The organism is Olleya aquimaris (assembly GCF_003259525.1).
Taxonomy (GTDB): domain Bacteria; phylum Bacteroidota; class Bacteroidia; order Flavobacteriales; family Flavobacteriaceae; genus Olleya; species Olleya aquimaris.
In genome coordinates, this window is the sequence record NZ_QLLO01000005.1 from 240,596 (window position 1) to 265,240 (window position 24,645).

22 protein-coding genes, 2 tRNA genes and 1 pseudogene are annotated in these 24,645 nt (G+C 32.2%); 12 read left to right on the forward strand and 13 right to left on the reverse strand.

Going from position 1 to position 24,645, the window contains the following annotated elements; all coding sequences use genetic code 11:
• Positions 1-2: 2 nt before the first annotated feature.
• Positions 3-335: a gliding motility protein GldC gene (gene gldC / locus LY08_RS09025; protein ID WP_211305926.1), complete on the reverse strand. Its 333-nt coding sequence runs from the start codon at positions 333-335 to the stop codon at positions 3-5.
• Positions 335-1,297 (reverse strand): gliding motility lipoprotein GldB, encoded by a 963-nt coding sequence (gldB, locus tag LY08_RS09030; protein ID WP_111660129.1) that lies wholly within the window; start codon positions 1,295-1,297, stop codon positions 335-337. The genes gldC and gldB overlap by 1 nt, the downstream gene beginning before the upstream one ends.
• Before the next feature lie 91 nt (positions 1,298-1,388).
• Here gldB and nadE point away from each other — a divergent pair, with 91 nt between their 5' ends.
• Together nadE and LY08_RS09040 are read left to right on the forward strand one after the other, a co-directional pair.
• Complete coding sequence (gene nadE, locus LY08_RS09035; RefSeq protein WP_111660130.1) at positions 1,389-2,177, forward strand: NAD(+) synthase; 789 nt, start codon at positions 1,389-1,391, stop codon at positions 2,175-2,177.
• 97 nt (positions 2,178-2,274) lie between these two features.
• Positions 2,275-2,898 carry a response regulator gene (locus LY08_RS09040; RefSeq protein WP_111660176.1) on the forward strand — a complete coding sequence of 208 codons (624 nt, stop codon included), beginning with the start codon at positions 2,275-2,277 and terminating at the stop codon, positions 2,896-2,898.
• On the opposite strand, the gene dnaG is transcribed toward LY08_RS09040, so the two are convergent.
• Entirely contained in the window at positions 2,893-4,851 is a 1,959-nt protein-coding gene (gene dnaG, locus LY08_RS09045; RefSeq protein WP_111660131.1) for a DNA primase, read from the reverse strand. The two genes, LY08_RS09040 and dnaG, sit on opposite strands and share 6 nt — an antisense overlap.
• Positions 4,852-5,005: 154 nt before the next feature.
• Between dnaG and LY08_RS09050 the strand changes: the two genes are divergently transcribed.
• The 3 genes from LY08_RS09050 to lspA all read left to right on the forward strand — a co-directional run bounded on the left by LY08_RS09050 (position 5,006) and on the right by lspA (position 8,036).
• The gene (locus tag LY08_RS09050; protein WP_111660132.1) at positions 5,006-6,562 is read left to right on the forward strand and encodes an NAD(P)/FAD-dependent oxidoreductase; all 1,557 of its coding nucleotides are present in this window, start codon (positions 5,006-5,008) and stop codon (positions 6,560-6,562) included.
• Positions 6,563-6,661: 99 nt separating this feature from the next.
• Complete coding sequence (fabD, locus tag LY08_RS09055) at positions 6,662-7,561, forward strand: ACP S-malonyltransferase (RefSeq protein ID WP_111660133.1); 900 nt, start codon at positions 6,662-6,664, stop codon at positions 7,559-7,561.
• Positions 7,554-8,036, forward strand: a complete 483-nt coding sequence (lspA, locus tag LY08_RS09060; protein ID WP_170120608.1) for a signal peptidase II — start codon at positions 7,554-7,556, stop codon at positions 8,034-8,036. Before fabD ends, lspA begins: the two co-directional genes overlap by 8 nt.
• A gap of 32 nt (positions 8,037-8,068) precedes the next feature.
• Here the strand turns inward: lspA and LY08_RS09065 are convergent, their stop codons facing one another.
• The 3 genes from LY08_RS09065 to LY08_RS09075 form a co-directional block, all read right to left on the reverse strand.
• Positions 8,069-8,260, reverse strand: coding sequence for a hypothetical protein (locus LY08_RS09065; protein WP_111660135.1), 192 nt, complete (start codon positions 8,258-8,260; stop codon positions 8,069-8,071).
• A gap of 172 nt (positions 8,261-8,432) precedes the next feature.
• Positions 8,433-9,443 (reverse strand): UDP-glucose 4-epimerase GalE, encoded by a 1,011-nt coding sequence (gene galE, locus LY08_RS09070; protein ID WP_111660136.1) that lies wholly within the window; start codon positions 9,441-9,443, stop codon positions 8,433-8,435.
• 87 nt (positions 9,444-9,530) lie between these two features.
• Positions 9,531-10,688 carry a DegT/DnrJ/EryC1/StrS family aminotransferase gene (locus LY08_RS09075; RefSeq protein ID WP_111660137.1) on the reverse strand — a complete coding sequence of 386 codons (1,158 nt, stop codon included), beginning with the start codon at positions 10,686-10,688 and terminating at the stop codon, positions 9,531-9,533.
• Between the two features lie 121 nt (positions 10,689-10,809).
• On the opposite strand from LY08_RS09075, the gene LY08_RS09080 reads away from it, so the two are divergent.
• Positions 10,810-12,048, forward strand: coding sequence for a 3-deoxy-D-manno-octulosonic acid transferase (locus LY08_RS09080; protein ID WP_111660177.1), 1,239 nt, complete (start codon positions 10,810-10,812; stop codon positions 12,046-12,048).
• Between the two features lies 1 nt (position 12,049).
• On the opposite strand, the gene LY08_RS09085 is transcribed toward LY08_RS09080, so the two are convergent.
• Together LY08_RS09085 and LY08_RS09090 are read right to left on the reverse strand one after the other, a co-directional pair.
• A complete protein-coding gene (locus tag LY08_RS09085; RefSeq protein ID WP_262510026.1) occupies positions 12,050-12,886 on the reverse strand; it encodes a DMT family transporter in 837 nt (278 codons plus the stop codon).
• Positions 12,887-12,961: 75 nt separating this feature from the next.
• A pseudogene (locus tag LY08_RS09090) lies at positions 12,962-13,387 on the reverse strand (bifunctional 4-hydroxy-2-oxoglutarate aldolase/2-dehydro-3-deoxy-phosphogluconate aldolase); the annotation flags it as partial.
• Positions 13,388-13,731: 344 nt separating this feature from the next.
• Here LY08_RS09090 and LY08_RS09095 point away from each other — a divergent pair.
• Positions 13,732-14,289 carry a hypothetical protein gene (locus LY08_RS09095; RefSeq protein ID WP_111660139.1) on the forward strand — a complete coding sequence of 186 codons (558 nt, stop codon included), beginning with the start codon at positions 13,732-13,734 and terminating at the stop codon, positions 14,287-14,289.
• Positions 14,290-14,427: 138 nt separating this feature from the next.
• Here LY08_RS09095 and LY08_RS09100 read toward each other — a convergent pair.
• The 3 genes from LY08_RS09100 to mutS form a co-directional block, all read right to left on the reverse strand.
• Positions 14,428-14,511: transfer RNA gene (locus tag LY08_RS09100), tRNA-Leu, on the reverse strand.
• 30 nt (positions 14,512-14,541) lie between these two features.
• A tRNA-Gly gene (locus LY08_RS09105) sits at positions 14,542-14,613 on the reverse strand.
• Positions 14,614-14,709: 96 nt separating this feature from the next.
• Positions 14,710-17,322, reverse strand: coding sequence for a DNA mismatch repair protein MutS (gene mutS / locus LY08_RS09110; protein ID WP_111660140.1), 2,613 nt, complete (start codon positions 17,320-17,322; stop codon positions 14,710-14,712).
• Positions 17,323-17,511: 189 nt separating this feature from the next.
• On the opposite strand from mutS, the gene LY08_RS09115 reads away from it, so the two are divergent.
• A complete protein-coding gene (locus LY08_RS09115; protein ID WP_111660141.1) occupies positions 17,512-18,045 on the forward strand; it encodes an RNA methyltransferase in 534 nt (177 codons plus the stop codon).
• Positions 18,046-18,088: 43 nt separating this feature from the next.
• Here the strand turns inward: LY08_RS09115 and LY08_RS09120 are convergent, their stop codons facing one another.
• The gene (locus LY08_RS09120; protein ID WP_111660142.1) at positions 18,089-18,568 is read right to left on the reverse strand and encodes a GyrI-like domain-containing protein; all 480 of its coding nucleotides are present in this window, start codon (positions 18,566-18,568) and stop codon (positions 18,089-18,091) included.
• Positions 18,558-19,694: a 2-amino-4-hydroxy-6-hydroxymethyldihydropteridine diphosphokinase gene (folK, locus tag LY08_RS09125; protein ID WP_111660143.1), complete on the reverse strand. Its 1,137-nt coding sequence runs from the start codon at positions 19,692-19,694 to the stop codon at positions 18,558-18,560. Before folK ends, LY08_RS09120 begins: the two co-directional genes overlap by 11 nt.
• 71 nt (positions 19,695-19,765) lie before the next feature.
• Between folK and LY08_RS09130 the strand changes: the two genes are divergently transcribed.
• From LY08_RS09130 to rpsU, 4 genes are all read left to right on the forward strand, one after another.
• Positions 19,766-20,470: a queuosine precursor transporter gene (locus LY08_RS09130; RefSeq protein ID WP_111660144.1), complete on the forward strand. Its 705-nt coding sequence runs from the start codon at positions 19,766-19,768 to the stop codon at positions 20,468-20,470.
• A gap of 123 nt (positions 20,471-20,593) precedes the next feature.
• The gene (locus LY08_RS09135; RefSeq protein WP_111660145.1) at positions 20,594-23,266 is read left to right on the forward strand and encodes an AsmA-like C-terminal region-containing protein; all 2,673 of its coding nucleotides are present in this window, start codon (positions 20,594-20,596) and stop codon (positions 23,264-23,266) included.
• Positions 23,267-23,418: 152 nt separating this feature from the next.
• Positions 23,419-24,282 carry a sigma-70 family RNA polymerase sigma factor gene (locus LY08_RS09140; protein ID WP_111660146.1) on the forward strand — a complete coding sequence of 288 codons (864 nt, stop codon included), beginning with the start codon at positions 23,419-23,421 and terminating at the stop codon, positions 24,280-24,282.
• A gap of 101 nt (positions 24,283-24,383) precedes the next feature.
• Positions 24,384-24,578 (forward strand): 30S ribosomal protein S21, encoded by a 195-nt coding sequence (gene rpsU, locus LY08_RS09145; protein WP_111660147.1) that lies wholly within the window; start codon positions 24,384-24,386, stop codon positions 24,576-24,578.
• Positions 24,579-24,645: the final 67 nt, after the last annotated feature.

Below are 24,645 nucleotides of genomic sequence, written 5' to 3' on the forward strand. Positions count from 1 at the left end.
AATTATTTTTTTAACTCTAATTTTTCTGCAAAATAATCGCAAAAATCTTTCATTGTTGCAGTCATTTTTTCGTCTTGAGTAGCTCTGTTAAAGGTATTACTCATAGCTACTAAAGTTTGATGAAAAAAGACTTTCATCTCATCTACAGGCATGTCTTTGGTCCACAAATCTATACGTAAAGATTCTTGAGCTGCACTATCCCAAACAGACAACATCATAGCTTTTGCTTCTGCATTTTCAATGCCACCATCTTGAGCTGTCCAGTTTAGTTTTTCGGGCACTCGGTTTTCGTCTAGTTCTACTTTTAGGGTTATTTCTGAAGTAATATTTGCCATTATTGTCTTGGTTTATATTTAGATTTATTAAAAAGGGTTTGAGTTGGTGTGTTCAAAAGTTCTGTTATACTTACATCATTGTTTTTCATGTAGGCTCTAACAATTTGCCAGCCTATAAATTGTCCTATTCGACCTGGAGATTCGTTATCAATTTCTGCTAAATAAAATTTAGAAAAAGGTGCAGCATTAATAAAACGATTAGGTAGCTTAGAATCTGTACTATACAATAATTCTTTATCTATAAAGTATTTCCAAATTTGTTCTTGATTAGCATAAGCCCAATCTAGTTGTTCTGGTGTATAACCTATTTTTTGAGCATCTGTTTTAAACGGAATCACTTTATCTTTTATATACAATAGCTTACCAAAATAAATCATCTCATCTAGTAGGTTTTTACGTTTGGTATTTAGCACCATTTTTTTTGCATAAGCATCTGCTAAGTCAACCACAATTTGTTCTGGTTTCATATTAGCAACTATATAGGCTTGTAAACCCTCATAAAAAAAATGGTCATTACCTAAATAAGTGTCTAGTTCTATAATTGCAATAGTGTCTGTAACTATAACTTTATTTCTGTAATCTACATCTGATGTGGTTGTAATTACACGAGGTGTTTTAAACGTTGGAAAATAGTATTTTAAATGCTGAAATAGCTGTTTGATTTCTTGAGTTTCATCTTTTAAATCGGGAAACTTTTTAAGGGTTTCTTCATTAAGTTGAAGTTGTAAAGTATCGTTCATTTTACGTATCCAAAAAGCATCATCATATTGCTCTGGAAACATAAATGGAAAGGCACTTTTTAGTTGTGGTAAATCGTTTGGCTTAGCTTCCGCGAAAGCGATATCAAAACGTTCTACATCTACATTGATATTAATTTTAGCGATTTCTTTTTGGATGGTATTATCGTCTTGACAAGATAACATCAAAAAAAATAGGGATACAATAAAAATAACTAGTCTCATAAAAGTTAAAGTCTCTTAATTTTTATTAATAAAGGGTTTGCTTTATTTTTGTTAGGCAAAGGTACTATTCTTTGTTTTAAATTCTTCGATTATGCAAACAGAAAAAGTTGTTAAACACATTGTAAATTGGTTAAAAGATTACGCTACTAACGCCAAAGTTAATGGTTTTGTTGTTGGAATATCTGGTGGAATTGATAGTGCAGTTACCTCGACCCTTTGTGCAGAAACAGGCTTAAAAGTGCTATGTATCGAAATGCCAATTCACCAGCCAGAAAGCCACGTATCTAGAGGCCAAGAGCACATTGCACAACTTAAAAAAAGGTACCCAAATGTTGAGGGTATTATTACTGACTTAACACCAGTTTTTGAAGAATTTAAAACCGAAGTATCCTTAGACGGAAAACAAGCTGTTGTAGACATGGCTTTGGCTAATACACGTGCACGTTTACGTATGACAACCTTGTATTATCATGCAGGATTACTAGGATTATTAGTTGCTGGCACTGGTAATAAAGTAGAAGATTTTGGTGTAGGTTTTTACACCAAATATGGTGATGGTGGTGTAGATTTAAGTCCTATTGCAGATTTACTTAAAAGCGAAGTGTATACTATTGGAGACTATTTAAAAGTACCAGAATCTATTATGAAAGCTGCTCCTAGCGATGGACTTTTTGGAGATGCTAGAAGTGACGAAGACCAAATTGGTGCGTCTTACCCAGAATTGGAATGGGCAATGAAAATGAATGACCAAGGAAAAACTGAAGCTGATTTTACAGGGAGAGAAAAAGAGGTCTTTAACATTTTTAAACGTTACAATACCAATAATTTGCACAAGATGATTCCTATTCCTGTTTGCGAAATCCCTAAAGATTTAATCTAAATTATAGATATATCATAATTTTGCATACCTTTACGTTGCTATTATTATTTCTATAACCTGTGTTTTTTTATAAAAACACCTAAAAAACTTAATGACCATGGTTAAACTAATGGTTGCGGACCAACATCCTATAGTGACTAAAGGACTAGAGTTGGTTTTTGCAAGTTCCCGAGATTTAAAAGTCGTACAAGCGGTTGCAGATGGCGAGGCGATTTTTGATGCTTTAAAACAATTTACTACTAACATTTTACTGTGCGAAATTGATTTACCTAAACTTAATGGTATTAGTGTGTTAAGACGCATGAGAAAAGAATATCCAGATATAAAGGTTATTATTTATAGTGCACAACAGGAAGAAGTCTATGCTGTTAGTGCTATTAAAGCTGGTGCATCTGGATATGTACATAAATCTACAGATTTACTTACTTTAAAAGAAGCTATTATGAAAGTACACCTTGGAGGTGTATATATTAGTCCTAGTTTATCCAGAAAAATTGCATTAGACAAAACCTCTGGTAAAAATAATTACTATAAAAAATTATCGACTAGAGAAGTAGAAGTGTTAAAGCTTTTATCTAATGGTAAAAGAAATAAAGAAATTGCTGAAGAGCTTCAAATTAACGAAAAAACAGTAAGTACTTACAGAGCACGTTTAATGAAAAAGTTAAATGTAACCAACTTAATAGACTTGGTTAACCAAGCTAAAAGTTTAGAGCTATAACGCACGATTAAGTTTTCTTGACAACAACATTTTTAAACCAGAATAATCTTTAACCTCTTCTAAGATGTCTTTATTGACTTCTGTTTTATTTTGAAGCGTATTTTGCTGAAACTGTGTAACTTTTTGATCTATTAAAAAGCAACGTAACGTTAAAATGGTTTCGCTAACTAATTGGGCAACAGTATCTATTTTTGACTTCGGAAAAATATTATTGCGTTCCCAATCTGCCAAAGCATAACGCTCGTCTTCCATTAAAATAGAAGTAATCTCTGAAGCTAAAATTGGATCTATTGTATTTATTAAACTTTCAATTTTAAAATCAGGGTTTTGGTTTAGTGCATCAATTATTGAATAATAAATAGCTTTAAACTGCGGATTTAAAAATTCCATTTCGTCCTCCTGAAGGTCTAAAAATATTTTTTCAAAAACTTTAGCTTGTTGGATAACTGGTTCTAACTCAAGTTGCCCTTTATCGTTTTCTTTTAAAACTAAATCTTCAAAATCTTCAGTTCTATTTCCGTAAAGCAATAAGATTTCTATAATTTTTCGCTCTAATTCATATTGCACATCAACCTTTTTTACTGGTTGTTGATGCTTGATAACATCAAAAGCTTTTTGACTGGTTTGGGTTTGTTTAGAAGCTTCTACTTGTTCTTTTTTTGTTAATTGTGCTAGTGTAGAAAATAAAACTTCTTCACTAATATCCATAATTCTAGCACATTCTTGGATATAAATTTCGGTTTTTATTCTATCCGGAATTTTAGCAATACTATTAACAATATCTCTAATGGTTTCGGCTTTTTTTATAGGATCGTTTTTAGCACTTTCATATAACACTGAGGCTTTAAACTGAATAAAATCTTTTGCATTCTGTTCTAAATACAAAGACAATTCTTCTAACGTGTTTGATTTAGCAAAACTATCAGGATCTTCACCTTCTGGAAACGTACAAACTTTTACATTCATACCTTGTTCCAAGATTAAATCTATACCTCTTAAAGAGGCACGCATACCTGCTGCATCACCATCAAAAAGTACAGTAATATTTTTTGTCAAACGGTTAATTAACCTAATTTGATCGCTAGTTAACGCAGTACCAGAACTGGACACCACATTTTTAATTCCGGTTTGATAAAACTGAATAACATCTGTATACCCTTCTACCAAATAACAATTATCTTCTTTAGCTATACTTTGTTTAGCATGAAAAATACCATATAGTACTTTGCTTTTATGGTAGATATCACTTTCTGGGCTGTTTAAATATTTGGCAGCTTTTTTATCGTTAGTCAAGATGCGACCACCAAAACCTAAAACACGTCCACTCATACTTTGTATAGGAAACATCACACGACCCTTAAAACGGTCAAACTGTTTGTTTTCTTTAACAATAGTTAAACCTGTCTCTTCTAAAAATTCAAGGTTATAACCTTTTTTTAAAGCGTGGTCTGTAAAGGCGCTCCATTGGTCCAAACTATATCCTAAGCTAAATTTTTTGATAGTCTCTGTTGTAAAACCTCGCTCTTTAAAATAACTTAGCCCTATAGCTTTACCTGGATCGGTATTATGCAAAGTCTCTTGAAAATATTTACTAGCAAACTCGCTAACTAAATATAAACTTTCGCGTTTGTTTTGTTGTTCTTTTTGCTCGTTGGACTGCTCGGTTTCTTCAATTTCAATATTATATTTTTTAGCCAAGTACTTAATGGCTTCTGGATAGGTAAAATGTTCGTGCTCCATTAAAAAAGCAACTACATTCCCTCCTTTTCCACTGGAAAAATCTTTCCAAATTTGCTTCACAGGAGAAACCATAAAACTTGGCGAACGCTCATCCGAAAAAGGACTTAATCCCTTAAAATTACTTCCTGCCTTTTTAAGTTGTACAAAATCACCAATAACCTCCTCCAATCTGGCGGTTTCGTAAACTTGGTCTATGGTAGATTTTGAAATCAATGCTATTAATATTGAAGATTAAGATTGTAAAAGTAATATAAAATAATGCCTTTTTCAATTCTGATAATTTTAGTTTGAAAGTTCTTAAAAAATTAAATGACGTATAAGTATGACTTAAAATGACTTTTATCGCATTTTTACCTAATTTTGCGACATGGTAAAAGACATCCAACTTCGTGTGACTTTAAAAGAAGAAGAAATTCCAGATATTTTATTAAAAAAATCTGCAGAATGGCTGTCTATTTCTCGTGATGATATTTCCGGTATTAAAATCTTACGAAAGTCTATTGATGCTAGAAAACCTAAAATTATTTTGAACTATAAGGTTTCGGTTTTTATTAACGAACCTGTTCCAGAAACTACAGATTACACTTTTAATTATCAAGATGTTTCTAACGCCAAACCCATCCATATTATTGGTTTTGGACCTGCAGGTATGTGGGCAGCGCTGCGATGTATTGAGTTAGGATTTAAACCTATTGTATTAGAACGTGGTGCCAATGTTAAAGACAGACGTCGCGATTTAAAAGCTATTAACCAAGACCATTTTGTTAATGAAGACTCTAATTATTGTTTTGGTGAAGGTGGTGCTGGAACCTATAGTGACGGAAAATTATATACAAGAAGTCTTAAACGAGGTGATGTAAGACGTATTTTTGAAAATTTAGTATTTCATGGTGCAACAGATCAAATATTAGTGGATGCACACCCACATATTGGAACCAATAAATTGCCTAAAGTGGTTCAGAATATACGTGAGACAATTTTAAAATATGGTGGCGAAGTTTATTTTAATACAAGAGTCACAGATTTTACTATTAAAAATAAAAAAATTGAAGCCATTCTGCTTCAAAATGGTGATGAGTTACCCACAGACAAAGTCATTCTAGCTACAGGACATTCTGCCAGAGATATTTTCTATTTATTAAACCAGAAACACATTGCTATTCAAGCAAAATCTTTTGCAATGGGTGTAAGAGCAGAACATCCTCAACACATTATAGACAGCATTCAATATCATTGTGAGGGTACAAGACCACAGTTATTACCTGCTGCATCTTACAGTTTAGTTCAACAAGTTAATGGTAGAGGTGTCTATAGCTTTTGCATGTGTCCAGGTGGATTTATTGTTCCTGCAGCTACAGCAAATGGTGAAGTTGTAGTTAACGGTATGTCGCCTTCAAGACGAAATAACAAATTCGCAAATTCTGGAATTGTTGTAGAAATTAATGCTGATAAAGATCTGTATAAATATGAACAATTTGGTGCTTTAAAAGCTTTAGAATTTCAAAAGGATTTAGAAAAATTAGCCTTTACCTCTGGTGGTCGCAGTCAAACAGCTCCTGCACAACGATTAACCGATTTTGTAGAAGGTAAATTGTCTAACAGTTTAAATGACACATCGTATCAGCCAGGTTTAAAAAGTGCTCCATTACATAGTTTATTACCAAAATTAATTGGTGGTTCTTTAAGAAAAGGATTTAAAGCTTTTGGAGACAAAATGAAAGGGTATTACACCGAAGAAGCCAATATTGTTGGTGTAGAATCGCGTACCTCATCACCTGTAAGTATCCCTAGAAACGACAATTTGGCGCATCCAGAAATTACCAATTTATATCCTTGCGGAGAAGGTGGTGGTTATGCTGGAGGTATTGTTAGTGCTGCAATGGATGGCGAACGTTGTGCAGAAGCTGCTACTGGAAATTTGTAAATAGATAACCAATAAGAAAGACCGCTTCATAGTTAGAATCAAGACTGCAATTAACTAAAAAAATATCCCTATTTTTGTCCAACTAAATTAAGATTTTACATGAAAGCATATATATTTCCGGGTCAAGGTGCTCAATTTTCAGGAATGGGTTTAGACTTATATGAAAACTCTTCTGAAGCACAACATTTATTTGAAGATGCTAACGAGATTTTAGGGTTCAATATCACAGACATTATGTTTGAAGGTACTGCTGAACAATTAAAAGAAACTAAAGTTACGCAACCTGCTATTTTTTTACATTCTGTAATTTTAGCAAAGACTTTAGGCGAAAGTTTTAAACCAGAAATGGTGGCAGGACACAGTTTAGGAGAATTTTCGGCACTAGTTGCTGCAGGAGCTTTAAGCTTTGAAGATGGATTAAAATTAGTATCGCAACGTGCTCAAGCTATGCAAAAAGCTTGCGAGTTACAACCAAGTACTATGGCTGCAGTACTAGGCTTAGAAGATCAAGTTGTAGAAGATATTTGTGCAAAAACTGAAGGTGTTGTTGTAGCTGCAAATTATAATTGTCCTGGACAATTAGTGATTTCTGGAGAAGTAGATGCTATAGAACGTGCTTGTGAAGCCATGAAAGAGGCTGGAGCACGTCGTGCTTTAGTATTACCTGTTGGTGGAGCATTCCACTCTCCAATGATGGAGCCTGCTAGAGAGGAATTAGCTGCAGCTATAGAAAACACAACATTTAGCAAACCAAATTGTCCTATTTATCAAAACGTAACTGCTACTGCAATTACTGATGAAAACGAAATAAAAGCGAATTTAATATCGCAATTAACTGCTCCTGTACGTTGGACACAATCTGTACAGCAAATGATTAAAGATGGTGCCACTTTATTTACTGAAGTTGGTCCAGGAAAAGTGTTACAAGGACTAGTAAAAAAAATAGATAGAGAAGCACAAACTGCATCTGCAACCTTTGAAACTAAAGGTGATGAGTAGCAGAAACATTTTAATTCTTGGATTAATCGTATTAAATATAATTTTAGATCAAGTCTCTAAATTTATAGTAAGAGCAGATGTGATTAAGCATAGCACTACTGAAATTTTTGGTGATTACTTTACTTTACACAACGTAGAAAATGAAGGTGCCTTTTTGGGTATGGGTAGCGACTTTAGTCCAACACTTCGTATTTTACTTTTAATTGTATTACCTATAGTTGTTTTATTGTTAGTACTTAGACATATTATAAAAGACAAAACCATGAATACCATGACCCTTGTTGGGTTTTGCTGTATTATTGGTGGTGGTATAGCTAATTTATATGATAGAATAGTTTATGGTTCTGTAACCGATTTTTTACATATCGATTTAGGAGGTGTCTTTAGGACAGGCATTTTTAATCTAGCAGATGTTTCTGTTATGGTTGGGATGGGTTGCTTATTAGTGGGCAGTTTTAAAAAACAAAAAGCATAAAAAAAGCCTCGATTAAAATCGAGGCTTTTTTATTATTTACTAAGTACACAATCTTCACAATCTTTAACTTCTCCGTAATACGTTTCGCGGTATTTGTGTAATGTTTTAATAGGAATACCTAATATTTGTTTTTTAATGTAGGTTACTTTTGCATTAAGGCGTCCCATTTTGGGTCCAAACCTGTTTTCTTGTTTTGTTTCTCGTTTTACTGTAATCAATTTCATTGTTATATCATTTGCATTAGCTACAAAGTAAACAAGAATTTTAATGAATAAAGAATTTTCGCTATTAAAGTATTGTTAATCAGATTACTAATATCAATCTTCTAATTGAAGCATAAAATAATTATAAGATTAATAATTAATATAGTATCTGATTTAGGATATGATAATAGGTTTATAATGATTTTTGCCATTTCCATGCTGATTCTATTGCTTCTTCTAAAGAATATTGTGCCTTCCAACCTAATTCTTTGTTAGCTTTAGTTGTGTCTGCATATGCAGAAATAACATCGCCTGGACGTCTATTTACTATCTTATAATTCAGTTTTTTGTTGGTCACTTTTTCAAAAGCCTTAATGACTTCCAACACAGAACTACCAGTTCCTGTCCCTAAATTAAAAACTTCAAAATTAGAAGTGTTTTTATTATTTAGTAAGTGTTGTAAAGCAACCACATGTGCTTTTGCAATATCCACCACATGAATATAATCTCTAATACATGTTCCATCTGTTGTAGGATAATTATCTCCAAATACAGATAATTGCTCTCTAATTCCTGCTCCTGTTTGTGTAATGTAAGGCACTAAGTTTTGTGGCACACCAATGGGCAGCTCACCTATTTTAGCTGAGCTATGTGCACCTATTGGATTAAAGTATCTTAAAGCAATACTTTTTAAATTAGTATTTACTTTACAAGTGTCTTTTATGATTTCTTCACCTATTTGTTTGGTGTTTCCGTAGGGTGATTCTGCTGGTTTTATTGGAGCCGATTCTGAAATAGGCATAACATCTGCTTGACCATACACTGTACAAGACGAGCTAAATATAAAATTAGACTCGTCTAATTTTACAAGCTCTTGTAATACGTATACCAAAGTATTGATGTTGTTTTCATAGTACAATAATGGGTTGTCAACACTCTCTCCTACCGCTTTACTTGCTGCAAAATGTATAACACCTTTTATATCTTGATTGGCTCTAAAAAAAGCTTGAACTGCTAATTTGTCTTTTAGATCTAATTTTTCGAATATTGGTGTTTTACCCGTTATTGAAACGATACCTCCTAAAACCTCAACAGATGCATTAGATAGATTATCTATTATAACCACTTGATAGCCTTCATTTTGAAGCTCGACAACTGTGTGTGACCCTATAAACCCTAAACCTCCTGTAACTAGTATCTTCATTGGCTATGTGTGCGTTAAGGATTGAATGGTTTGTTTGAGCTCCTCGCAGAGAGCGAGCCATGAAAGCCTGACCCTTGTGGTAACGCCCTAATTATTTGCTATAAAATCTTTTACTGTTTTTGTTATAAATTTGATTTGATCGTCATCCAACTCGGTATGCATAGGTAAAGAGATAACTTGCTTTACCAATTGGTTAGTGACGGTAAAATCTGCTTCGTTATATCTTGAATCTTGATATGCTTTTTGTGCGTGTAATGGGATTGGATAATAGACTCCACAAGGGATTCCGTTATCATTTAGATGCTTAACTAAAGCGTCCCTGTCTACATGTTCTACCTTTAAAGTGTATTGGTGGAACACGTGGCAATCACAAGTATCGCATATACCGTCGCAACCATTTACAGTTTTTGGTGTGGTTACTTTTTCTATACCTTTAAAGGCTGCATTGTATTGTCTTGCAGCGTTACGACGTGCATTATTATAACTATCTAATTTTGGTAGTTTAGCATCTAAAACTGCTGCCTGAATAGAGTCTAAACGCGAATTTACACCAACAACATCATGGTGATAACGCACATACATTCCGTGATTTACAATCCCTCTTATGGTATGTGCTAAATCATCATCATTAGTAAAAATAGCGCCTCCATCTCCATAACAACCTAAGTTTTTAGATGGAAAAAATGAGGTTGATGCTACATGACCTATAGTCCCAGATTTTACTTTTGTACCATCTGAATAGGTGTAATTTGCGCCAATACCTTGCGCATTATCCTCTATGACATACAAGTTATGCTCTTTTGCTAATTGCATTAAAGCTTCCATATTAGCACATTGACCAAATAAATGGACAGGCACAATAGCTTTTGTTTTTGGTGTAATAGCTTTTTTTACAGCGTCAATATCTATATTAAACGTTTCTGGATCAACATCCACCAAAACAGGTGTTAACTTTAGTAATGCAATAACTTCTACAGTTGCTGCAAACGTAAAGTCTGCTGTAATAACCTCATCACCTTGCTCTAGACCTAATCCCATCATAGCTATTTGTAAAGCATCCGTACCATTGGCGCATGGAATAACATGTTTTACACCTAAGTAATTTTCGAGATTTTTTTGAAATTCATGGACTTTTGGACCATTTACAAAACTAGTATTGTCAATAATTTCTTGAATTGAAGCATCTACTTCATTTTTTATAGCTGCATATTGACCTTTAAGGTCAACCATTTGTATTTTTTTCATCTACAATTGTGTGGTAAACTAATATTAGAAACTTAGTTTTACTTTAAATTTATAATTATCGAATTTACAAAAATACCAAACGCTAAACAATGAATTGTTTATTTTAGCAAAAATTGCATTTGTGAAACTACTTTACAACATAGCTATACATCTAGCCAAATTAGTTTTAAAAGTATTAAGCTTATTTAATAACAAGCTTAATCAAGGTGTTTTGGGTAGAGCCAAAACTTTTGAAAAGCTTGAAAAAGCTATAAAGAAGAGTGATAATACTTTATGGTTTCATTGCGCGTCTTTAGGCGAGTATGAGCAAGGTCTACCTGTATTTAATGAATTAAGAAAAGTATACCCTAAACATAAAATAGTACTTTCGTTTTTTTCCCCTTCTGGATATGAGATAAGAAAACAAGCACCTTTTGCAGATGTTGTTGTGTATTTGCCTTTAGACACCAAACGTAATGCAAAACGATTTATTAATGTTGTGCACCCTGAATTGACTGTATTTGTTAAATACGAGATTTGGCCAAATTATTTAAATGAAATACAAATTAGAGGGTTGAAAGCAATATTAATTTCGGCTGTATTTAGAAAAGACCAATCGTTTTTTAAATGGTATGGAAGCCAAACTAAAAATGCATTATTTGCTTTTGATCATATATTTACGCAAAACGAAGCCTCTAAAAAATTACTGCAAAGCATAAACTATACAGCTGTTACTGTTTCTGGAGACACTAGGTTTGATCGTGTATTAAACCAATTACAAATTGATAACAACTTACCTTTTGTTACCGATTTTAAAGCTGATAAATTATGTATTGTTATTGGTAGCTCGTGGCCAGAAGATGAAACTATTTTAGTAGATTTTATAAATAATTATAATGGAAAACCTGTAACATTTATTATTGCTCCGCATAATATTAAATCTAAACAGATTGCTCACTTAAAAGCGAGTTTAAAACAGAAAACAATTCTTTTTACCGAAAAAGAAACTAAAGATTTAAAAGACTACGATGTACTTATATTAAACACTGTAGGACTACTAAGTAAAGTGTATAGCTATGCAGATATTGCTTATGTTGGTGGCGCAATGGGTACTACTGGTTTGCATAACATCTTAGAACCAGCAGTTTTTGGTGTGCCAATTATTATTGGTAATAACTATAATAAATTTCCTGAAGCTTTTGAAATGATTGCTAATAAAGGCGTGTTTTCTGTTAAAAATAATGAAGAACTTTCTGTTATTTTAAATAAACTTATACAAGATCAAACGTTTAGAGAAAAAAGTGGAACTAATAATTTTAAGTACATCCAACATAACGAAGGCGCTATTGATAAGATTTTACAATATTTAAAGTGTAATTAGCTTATTGTTTTCTTTTTACTACAATTACATTAAGTACTAAACTGGTAATAATTAAAATCATACCTAAAATAGTGACTATAGTATAGTCTTCGGTAAACCAAATAACTCCTGCTAACATAGTGAAAACGACTTCAATATACTTGAGTGGTGCTACTAATCTGGTTTCGGAAGTTTGTAAGGCTTTGGTCATGTAAATTTGACCAAAATACCCAAAAACACCTAAACTTAGTAAAGCTACCCACTCTATTCCTATGGGTTGAATCCAGTATTTTATACTTAAAATTCCTGCAATTATAAATGAGGTGACCATAAAATAATTAACTATAACCATAGGATGGTCTTGATTACCGATACGTCTAATAATAATAAATACTAAACCTGTAAATAAAGCTGAAATTAAAGCAAATACAAAGCCCAAACTATCTACATTGGTCTCTAATCCTTTTAGCATTAAAACTCCGCAAAACGCTGCTATAAAAAACAACCATTGTATAGGTTTTATTCGTTCTTTTAAAAGAAATAATGCAAATAGTGCAGCAAAAATTGGTGCTATATAACGAATGGAAACAGCAGTACCTGTAGGTAACAATTTAATGGATGCAAAAAACATTGTCATGGCTATTAAACCAACAATACTTCTAGCGACTAATAATTTTACTTTATTACCAATAAAAGAAATTTTATTTTTTAGTAGAAAAGGAAACGTAAAAAATAAAGAACCCAATGCTCTAAAAAATACAATTTGGTACACATTAAATTTTCCTAAATACTTGACACCAACATTTAATAAAGTAAATGCTAATGCACTAATAATCATGAATTGGATAGCTTTTTTCAATACGCTTTTAAATTAAAAAAAGACCTTTTTATTAGTTTTAAAAAGGTCTTTGTTTTTATAACTAAAGTGGTAAAGTTAACTTTTTAACTCAGAAATAATAGCTAAAGCATTTTTAGTATCAGATTCTATTTTAGCTAAATCGTATTTACCTTCAGCATTTTTTGCTATTAGTTTAGATCCCATACCTACACAAGTAACACCAGCTTTAAACCAAGCTTCAAGGTTTTCTCTAGTTGGAGAAACGCCTCCTGTAGGCATAATACTTGTCCAAGGTTGTGGTCCTTTAATAGCTTTTACAAAGTCTGCTCCATACGTTCCGCCAGGAAATAATTTTACTATTTCGCATCCCAGCTCTTCAGCTCTACATATTTCTGTTAAGGTACCACATCCTGGTGACCACATTACTTTACGTCTGTTACAAACTATTGCAATATCTTCTCTTAACACTGGAGTAACAATAAAGTTTGCACCTAAAGCCATAAATCTTGATGCAGAAGCTGCAAAAGATGGATTTGAAGCTACAGGTAAAGCAATAGATGATGCTGTAGAAGAAACTAAAGAAGCTGGAGAAGCAGTAAAAGATGCAGTTAATGAAGCAACTGATGATGATAATTAGATTATAATATTTACAAATGTCAACTTAAAACACCTTTTTTAAAGGTGTTTTTTTTATTTATATTATTCTCTGTATTTTAACAAAAATTTAGATAATTTTATATTTATTTGTTAATTTTACGTATTTTATTGTTAATTATTCAAAATAATTTATGATTAATTTAAAATAATATAATTGCATTGAGGTCTCTTTTATCATAATTTTGTAATGAACCAAAAATTATATAACTATGAAAAATTTAAAACTGTATACTGCATTATTCGCATTAGGATTTGCATCTTATACAACTCAAGCACAAGATTTAGGAGATACTGACAATGCAACAATTAACATTGAAGCAGAAGTTGTTGGTTTAAGTAACTGGTCTTCTTATAATACACTAGCTAAACAAATGGAAAAATTTGAAAAAGCTACTCCTGTAGAACAAATGACCATGTTAAGATCATGGAAACCTGTTGTTCAAACTTTAGATGACACCAGACCAAATTGGATTAACACTGAAGAAATTAACGAGGACATTGCAGATTTCCAAAAAGAATATTTTGAAGCAACTGCTAATGCAAGTGCTAGCTCCGACGATTTTAATGAAGATGTTGAAGAATTAGTAGAAGCATATAATGATATGACCGAAGAAGCTAATGAGATTTTTGACCAATACGTTAAAATAAACAGAGAAGCCTATAACAATTATAAGAAAGAAGTTAAAGAAGGAAATTACAAAGAAGCTCAAAAACAGTATAAAAAAGATGTAAAAGAGCTTACTGAAGTAAGAGAAAACGATAAATAATAATTTATTTAGATAATTGTAAAAGACTACCCTATGGTAGTCTTTTTTTTTTAATCTATAAATAATACGGTATAATTAAAAACTTAAATACTTATTAAAAACAGAAAAGCCGAAACTTTCGTTTCGGCTTTTCATCTGTACTCGGGACGGGACTTGAACCCGTACGTCCTAATGGACATTGGATTTTAAGTCCAACGTGTCTACCAATTCCACCACCCGAGCGTGGAATATTTTTTTAGGAAAAAATCTCAGAGCGAAAGACGGGATTTGAACCCGCGACCCTCACCTTGGCAAGGTGATGCTCTACCCCTGAGCTACTTTCGCAGTCTTTATATGAACGAGCAACACGATGATTGCGGATGCAAATTTAAGATATTTATAGAAATTGCAAAGCCTTTTTTAAAAAATAATTAAATTAATTTATACTGGCTTCTTTTTCACTAACATACGCTTGATTTCATTAAGTTTCATCAAGGCTTCTACTGGTGTTAGCGTATCAATATCTGTATGTAAAATCTCTTCTTTTATATTTTCTAATAAAGGATCGTCTAAATTAAAGAAGCTTAACTGCATCTCATCTTGTATAGATTTTACTTTATCGGTTAATTCTTCACTAGAATGGCTCTTTTCTAATTTTTTCAGTATTTGGTTAGCACGACGCAATACCTGTTGTGGCATTCCCGCCATTTTTGCTACATGGATTCCAAAACTATGTTCGCTTCCGCCTTCTACTAGCTTACGTAAAAACAAAACGTTGTCTTTTAATTCTTTAACAGACACATTAAAGTTTTTAATACGCTCAAAGGTTTCGGTCATTTCATTTAACTCGTGGTAATGCGTTGCAAATAAAGTTTTTGGTTTTGCTGGATGCTCATGTAAATACTCACTTATAGCCCAAGCTATAGAAATTCCATCGTAAGTACTTGTTCCTCTTCCAATTTCGTCTAACAAGACCAAACTTCTGTCTGATATATTATTTAAGATGGAAGCGGTTTCATTCATCTCTACCATAAATGTAGATTCTCCCATAGAGATATTATCACTTGCACCTACACGTGTAAAAATCTTATCTACCACACCAATTCGTGCTGCTTTTGCTGGCACAAAGCTTCCTATTTGTGCTAATAGTACAATTAACGCAGTTTGACGTAAAATAGCCGACTTACCAGACATATTTGGACCAGTAATCATGATAATTTGCTGTGTGTCTCTGTCTAAAAACAGGTTATTAGCAATGTAAGGTTCTCCTATAGGGAGTTGTTTTTCTATAACTGGATGACGACCATCTGTAATCTCTAAATCAAATGATTCATCAATTGTTGGATAAATATAATTATTGTCTGATGCCAATTGTGCAAAACCGCATAAGCAATCTATTTTACCAATTAAGTAGGCATTTTGCTGTACTGGTTTTATGTATTGATTCATCCACAACACCAAATCCATAAACAGTTTTTGTTCGATAGCCATGATGCGCTCTTCTGCACCTAAAATTTTGGCTTCGTATTCTTTTAATTCTTCTGTAATGTAACGCTCTGCATTGACTAATGTTTGCTTACGTATCCACTCTTCTGGTACTTTATCTTTATGCGTATTACGTACTTCAATATAATATCCAAACACATTGTTTGATGCTATTTTAAGAGACGTGATTCCTGTGCGCTCACTCTCGCGCTCTAACATTTTATCTAAATAGTCTTTCCCTGAAGTAGACAATGCTCTTAACTCATCCAACTCGGTTGAAAAACCTGGAGCTATCGTCCTCCCTTTTAAGATATTTACTGGTGCCTCCTCATTTAGAGTTTCTTTAATTTTTTCGCGTAACACATCGCAGCTTTGTAAATTATCTCCAATAACTTTTAACGACTCGTTGTTACATTGACTTGCTAAAGCTTTTATAGGAATAATGGCTTCTAGTGAATTTTTTAACTGAATCACCTCTCGAGGACTCACCTTTTGTGTTGCTATTTTAGAAATGAGTCGCTCTAAATCGCCTATTAATTTTATGTGATGCTGAATTTTTTGCAATACAACAGCATCTTGTTTTAAATAAGAAACAACCTCATGCCTTTCCTTTATTTTTTCAATATGTTTAAGTGGTAAAGCCAACCAACGTTTTAATAAGCGTCCTCCCATTGGAGAAATAGTTTTGTCTATAACATTTAGTAATGTAACCGCATTATTATTTGTGGAATTGTAAAGCTCTAAGTTTCGGATTGTAAAGCGGTCCATCCATACATAATCGTCTTCTGCAATTCTGGAAATGGAGGAAATATGCTCTAATTTATTATGTTGAGTTTCGCCTAAATAATGTAAAATAGAACCTGAAGCAATGATCCCTTCATTTAAATCTGCAATTCCATATCCTTTTAACGATTTAGTATTAAAATGTTTTAATAAGGTTTCGTTTCCATAATCGGGTTGGTACACCCAATCTTCTAAATTAAACGTATGAAAATCGCTACCAAAAGCTTCGGTAAATGTGTTTCTTTTTGGTTTGGCAACTAATACTTCACTTGGATTAAAATTCTGTAATAATTTATCGATGTATTCTTGATTACCTTGAGAAGTCAAAAACTCTCCGGTAGAGATGTCTAAAAACGATATCCCAATATGTAATTTTCCGAAGTAAACCGAACACAAAAAGTTGTTGGTTTTGGATTGTAAGACCTCATCGTTTAAAGCAACACCAGGTGTGACCAGCTCTGTTACACCACGTTTTACAATGGTTTTGGTTTGTTTTGGGTCTTCCAGTTGGTCACAAATCGCAACACGCTCTCCAGCTTTTACCAACTTTGGCAAATACGTATTTATGGAGTGATGTGGGAAGCCAGCTAGCTCTGTTTCGGTTTCGCTTCCTGCACCTCTTTTGGTTAAAATAATACCCAAAATACCAGCTGCTTTTACAGCATCTTGACCAAAGGTTTCGTAAAAATCGCCAACTCTAAATAACAATAAGGCATCAGGATACTTTGCTTTAATAGCATTGTATTGCTTCATTAACGGAGTGACTTTTTTACTTTTTGTTGCCAAAGGTTTTTTGTTTATTAGTAAGTTTGCTAATGTAACTAAATATTGATTTTTACAGAAGTCAATTGGCTTTAAGTTATTGATAATTATTCACAAATTATAAGTTTTATAAAAGCACTTCGACTGCGCTCAGTGTGACATTAAAATTAAACAAGTTCTCGTCTTGGCGAAAATGAAAAGAAAACCCTATCTATGCGTAAACTAAAAAACAGCGAACTAGACAGACTAAGTATTGACGATTTTAAAACCGCTAAAAAAACACCAATAGTTATTGTTTTAGATAACATTAGAAGTTTAAATAATATTGGAAGCGTGTTTAGAACTAGTGATGCTTTTTTAGTAGAAAAAATTTATCTCTGCGGAATTACTGCTACGCCTCCACATAAAGACATACACAAAACAGCTCTAGGAAGTACAGATACTGTTGCTTGGGAATATGTTGAAAATACACTTGATTTAGTTAAAAAGCTGAAAGCAGATGGTTGTAAAGTTATTAGTATTGAGCAAGCTGAAAATGCAACGATGCTTGACAATTTTAACGTAGAAACTGATACAAAATACGCTTTAGTTTTTGGTAACGAAGTTAAAGGGGTTGCCCAAAATGTAGTTACAGCTAGCGATATGGTAATTGAAATCCCACAATTTGGCACGAAGCACTCGCTTAATATTAGTGTGAGTTGTGGTGTTGTAGTGTGGGATGTGTTTAGTAAGTTGAAAAAACTTTAGAAAACACTTTGACAGCACTCAGTCTGACAGCATTCAAATGCTACTACTTTATAGGCACCCAAATCTCCTCTTCTACTTCTGCATTTGAAGGATGATAGTTTTCCGGTAATTTTTCAAAGTGCGGTCTGTTATCTAACACATATTCTGAATTTGGCAACCAATTAGCATGAATAAATTGCCAAGCTTCTAAAAACCCTTCTGGTTTTCCTTTGTAATTAAATACTGCGTAGTTCCCTTCTTTAATCGTTAGCGTTTCCAAACCTTCTGGAATAGTTTCAAAACTTGACACTTCTACTCCAACCCATTTTACGTATTCTGTATGTGGTGTCATGTTTTTTAAATTAAACTCGTCATACACTTGAATAGAGAATTTTTGTGTACCAACACGATTTAAAACTTCATGTCGTCTAGGCATAAATTGTCTTGCTAGATTAGCTGTGCCTTGAGCATTGGTCATAAAAGTCAAGTTGTCTTTTAAACCTACTATTAAAATAGCTTTTGATTGTATAATTTTAGGCGTCATTTGTACAAATTTGATTTAATAACCAGAGGTAATCTGCTCTGTTTTTGACAAAATCTTTATCTGAAATATCAATGATTTTGACATTAAATTCTGTTTGGCTTTTTAAAAAGTCTAAATAACCAGCGTTAATTTTTTCCAGGTAATCATCAGCTATTTCACTTTCGTATTTGCGTCCTCGTTTTTTAATATTGGCTTGTAGACGTTCTGTGTTTTGATATAAATAGACGTACAAGTCCGGTTTTGCAATGTCTTTATACATTAAATAGAATAACTTTCTGTATAACTTAAACTCGTCTGGTTGCAACGTGATTTTTGAAAAAATTAGCGATTTAAACACATCATAATCACTAACTATAAAATCCTTGAACAAATCCAATTGCCCTAAATCGTCTGTAATTTGCTGATATCGATCCGCCAAAAAAGACATCTCTAAAGTAAACGCATATCGTTGAGGCTCTTTATAAAATTTTGGTAAAAACGGATTATCTGCAAAACGTTCTAACACCAATTTAGCATTAAAATCTTCAGCTATTTGTGTAGCTAAACTAGTTTTTCCTGCTCCAATATTACCTTCAATAGCTATGTAATTATGGCTTGAAAAATTAAACTGTTTACTTGGATTTTTCAACCAAATTTTAACTGGCTCTAACACATTAGTATCTTCACATTCTTCTAAAAGTGTTTCTATTGTTTTATTAAATGTGGGATGTTCAAATTTGCTTGCAATTAAATGTAATGGTTCTAGAACAAATCTACGTTTGTGTGCTTCTGGATGTGGAATGGTTAGATTTTTTTCGTCGTGCTGTTCTTCATCATAAAAAATAATATCTAAGTCTATAATTCTAGATTCATAACCGTTTGTTTGTTTTGGAGAGCGACCTAAATCTTTTTCTATTTGCAATAATTTACTCAACACTTTTTTTGGCTTAAGTGTTGTTTTTACAGCAATGCAGGTATTTAAAAAGTCGTCACCATCAAATCCAATTGCTTTGCATTGATAGACCTTGGCAATGCTTATAACCGCACCAATTTGGTTAAAAATAGCATCTACAGCGAGTTGTAAGTTTTTAAACTTATCGCCTTTATTACTTCCAAGTGCTATGTAAACGGTTTTTTGGTCAATCATTTTTCTTTGACAAAATAACTAAAAGAAATCCACTTAGTTCTTATCTTTATCAAATCTGTTAATAAGTTTTTATGACACTAAAAGACAAACTAGCTGCACAAAAGATATACTTATTTTTAGGTGCGCTTTTTATAACTGCGTTAGTGGTTTCTAACCTTATTTTTCAGAAATTCTTTTATTGGCACCCTTTTGACATTAAGATTTTCGGGACTAAATTATTTGAAATTTCAGTCGGAATTCTTCCTTACCCAATCACTTTTTTAATAACCGATTTAGTTAGCGAGATTTATGGTAAAAAACGTGCAAATCAAATTGTTATTGCTGGTATTTTTGCGTCTGTTTTTTCGCTTTTAATTGTTTATACTGCAAATGCAGTTTCTGCAACATCATGGTCACCTGTTGATGACGCGCTGTTTACTACCGTATTTGGCAACACCATTATTGCAGTTTTTGCTAGTATGATGGCCTACTTGTTAGCACAATTGGTAGATATTCAAATCTATCATTTCTGGAAACGAGCGACTCAAGGAAAACACTTATGGCTACGTAATAATTTTTCGACTTTTTTGTCTCAATTTGTAGACACGTTTTCTGTGCTGTTTTTACTATGTTCTTTTGGTGAAATCGCGTGGGACAAGTTTACTGGCTTATTGATTAGTGGATTTATTTTTAAAGTTTTAATTGCCATTTTGGATACTCCGTTTTTGTATTTGGGTGTCTATCTGTTTAGACGTCGATTTAATTTGAAAATCAACGAAGAACTACAATTACTATAGTATAAAAAAGTAAATGCTAAACTTTTATTAAATACTTTTATATAAACATCTATTTAATTAGTTTAAGCGTAAGTAATTATAACACTAACAATAGATATTATAACCGTTTACGGAACACCTAACATGAAGAAAAAACTAAAAATAATTGGATTATCATTATTAATATTACTAGCCTTATTAATTGCTAGCCCATTTATATTTCAGAGTCAAATTAAAGATATGGTTAGACGTTATATTAATGACAACGTTAACGCTAAAGTCACGTTTGATGATGTTAATTTAAGTTTTATAAGAAGCTTTCCTCAAGCCAATGTGACATTAGATAATTTAATGATAACTAATGTTGCTCCTTTTGAAAACGACACCCTTGCAAAAGCAAAATTAGTATCCTTAGATATGTCTGTAAAAGAATTGTTTAAAAATGCAGATGATGACCCAATAATAATTAATAGTGTTAACATTAACGAAGCACTAGTTAACTTAATAACTGACACTGAAGGAAACGTAAATTGGGATATAGCAAAAATAAAAGACAACCTGTTAACAGAAAATAATACTACAAGTAAAGGTTTTACTTTTGACATAGAAGATTATACCATTAACAACAGTGCATTTAACTATTTAGATGAAAGTGTAAATACAAAATTTAAAATAACTAATCTAAATCATCAAGGAAATGGTAGATTTTCTGGCGAATTGTCTGAGTTAGACACCAAAACCGAAGCTAATGTTACATTTAGCATGGATGATATAGAATATTTAAGCAATAACTTTGTAAAACTTGATGCTTTAATAGATCTAGACATACCAAACAACACATATACGTTTAAAGAAAATAAAGGCTTTGTTAACGATTTACCTTTAGAATTTAAAGGATATGTTAAGTTGATTGAAGCAGGTCAAGAGATTGATATTTCTTTTGAAAATCCAGGATCTTCATTTAAAGACTTTTTAGCTGTTATCCCAAAAACTTATGCTAAAAACCTAGACAATGTAAGTACAACTGGTAATTTTAAAGTTAATGGTTTAATTAAAGGAGAAGTAACAGAAACCAAAATACCAACCCAAGACATAAACATTGTCTCAAATAATGCTTCTTTTAAGTTTGACCATTTACCAAAACGTGTTGAAAACATTATTATTAATGCAGAAGTAAAAAACGAAACTGGAATTGCAGATGACACCTACATCAAGCTTAACACACTAAATTTTAAGATTGATCAAGACGAATTTAAAAGCTCTGCCACCTTTAAAAACTTAACTAAAAACATATTAGTTAATGCTAATATAGATGGTGTTTTAAATTTAGAAAACTTAACTAAAGCCTATCCAGTAGAACTAAAAAACGAATTGAAGGGAATTTTAAAAGCAAAACTCAATACTAGTTTTGATATGAATGCATTAGAAACAAATGCTTATGAACGTATCAAAAACAATGGTACAATGAGTGTCTCTAATTTTGTATTCTCTTCTGCAGATATAGTTAACCCTATTAATATTTCCAACGCCTCCATTAACTTTAATCCAGGCACAATAACCCTAGATAATTTTGTAGCTACAACAGGAAAAACAGATCTAAACGCTACAGGGACTATTAATAATTTATTGGGGTTTTTATTAAGTGACCAAAAGTTAAAAGGTAATTTTAAAGTTAATTCCAACACCTTTGTTGTTAGTGATTTTATGATGGAAGGCGGAAGCAATGCACCAGTAAATCAAAGTGCAGAACCTGCAACATCACTTAAAATTCCTGCATTTTTAGATTGTACTATTTCAGCAGATGCAAAAACGGTACATTATGATAACTTAATTTTGAAAGATGTAAAAGGAAACCTGAGAATAGCAGATGAAAAAGCACAACTTAACAATGTTACCTCAAGTATTTTTGATGGTAATTTAAGTCTAGAAGGTATTGTTGATACAAAATCCGAAAAGCCTACATTTAGCATGAATTTAGGTGCTAAAGACTTTAATATAGCACAATCGTTTGAGGATTTAAATTTATTAAAAGCCTTAGCACCAATTACTAAAGCATTACAAGGAAAACTAAATAGTAGTATTAATTTATCTGGTACTTTGGGTGACGATTTTACTCCGCTTTTAAATACTATTTCTGGAGACGCTTTCGCGGAATTACTAACAACAACTTTTCAACCTAAAAACGAGCAACTGTTTTCTTTGTTAGAAAGTAAATTAAACTTTTTAGATTTTAGCAAATTAGATCTAAAAGACTTAAAAACCAAGCTTTCCTTTTCCAATGGACAAGTTACAGTTAAACCCTTTGACATTAAATATAAAGACATTGTAATGACTGTAAATGGTTCTCACACATTTAGTAATACTATGAATTATCAAGTTGTATTTGATGTTCCAGCTAAATATCTAGGAAGCGATGTCAATAAATTAATTAATAAAATTAATGATCCAGCTGTAAACAATATTACCATTCCGGTTACTGCAACTATTTCCGGTAATACAACGCAACCAAAAGTACAAACAGATTTAACAAGTGGTGTTAAAAACCTAACCAATCAACTTATAGAAATTGAAAAACAAAAACTTATCAATAAAGGAAAAGACAAACTTACAGATGTTGTTGGTGATATTTTAGGCGGTAATAAACCAAAAGATTCTACTAACACACAAAACAACAATACTGTAAAGGATGTAATTGGCGGAATATTAAGTGGAAACAATAAACCCAAAGACTCCACTAAAACAGATAGCGTTAAACCTAAAGATCAAGTTAAAGATGTTATTAATGGCTTGTTTGGAAAAAAGAAGAAAAAAGAATAATTTTTAAATTTTAACAATATTTAGTCGTTTTTAAGTCAATTTTTGCTCAATTTTAATGGTTTGTAGCTTTTTTTCAAAAGAAATTGTTAATAATTAGGAATTGTCATTTTAATTGTTAGATTATAGATATAACTTAAAACAATGTAGACTGAATGAGGCAATTAAAAATTACTAAGCAAGTTACCAACCGCGAATCTAAATCCCTAGATAAATACTTACAAGACATTAGCAAACTTCCAATGATTACTGCAGAAGAGGAAGTGGAATTAGCTCAAAAAATTAGAGAAGGCTGTCAAAAATCTTTAGATTTATTGACAACTGCTAACTTACGTTTTGTTGTATCTGTCGCAAAGCAATATCAAAATCAAGGTTTAACTTTACCAGATTTGATAAACGAAGGTAACGCAGGATTAGTAAAAGCTGCTAAACGATTTGATGAAACTAGAGGGTTTAAATTTATATCCTACGCAGTGTGGTGGATTAGACAAGCTATATTGTCTGCTTTAGCAGAACAATCTAGAATTGTAAGATTACCATTAAATAAGATTGGATCTATAAACAAAATTAGAAAAGTCACTTCGCATTTAGAGCAAATTAACCAAAGACCTCCAAGTGCATCAGAAATAGCAAAAGAATTAGATCTGACTATTAGCGATGTTAAACAGTCTATGAAAATTTCTAGTAGACATGTCTCTATGGATGCGCCTTTAAAAGAAGGAGAAGATTATAGTTTGTATGATTTAGTAAGCTCAAACGAGTCACCAAATCCAGATATGAATTTAATGCGTGAGTCTTTAAACACAGAGATTGATCGTGCTTTAGAAACCCTAACACCAAGAGAAAGTGATGTGATTAGACTTAATTTTGGATTAAGCAATCAACCAGCAATGACCTTGGATGAGATTGGTAGAACCTTTGATTTAACACGCGAACGTGTGAGACAAATTAGAGAAAAAGGGATTAGACGTTTACGTCAAACCTCAAAAAGTAAAATATTAAAAACGTACTTAGGGTAAACCCAAATACAAAAACCTGTAAATAGTATTAAAATATTGTGATATTAATTTGAAAATATCCATTATTTAATAGATATTTGCACCTGATTTAAAATTAAGATATGTTAAGAATTGAAATAAAAGAAGGCGAAAACATAGAACGTGCTCTTAAACGTTACAAGCGTAAGCACAGAAACGTAAAAGTAATGCAGAACTTAAGAGAGAAGCAATACTTTACTAAGCCATCAGTAAGTAGAAGAAGACAAATACAAAAAGCTGAATATATTCAAGGTCTAAGAGACGCAGAGAATATATAAATAGTTTTTTTATAGTATAAAAAAAACCACGCATTTTTAGAATGACGTGGTTTTTTTGTTGAATATA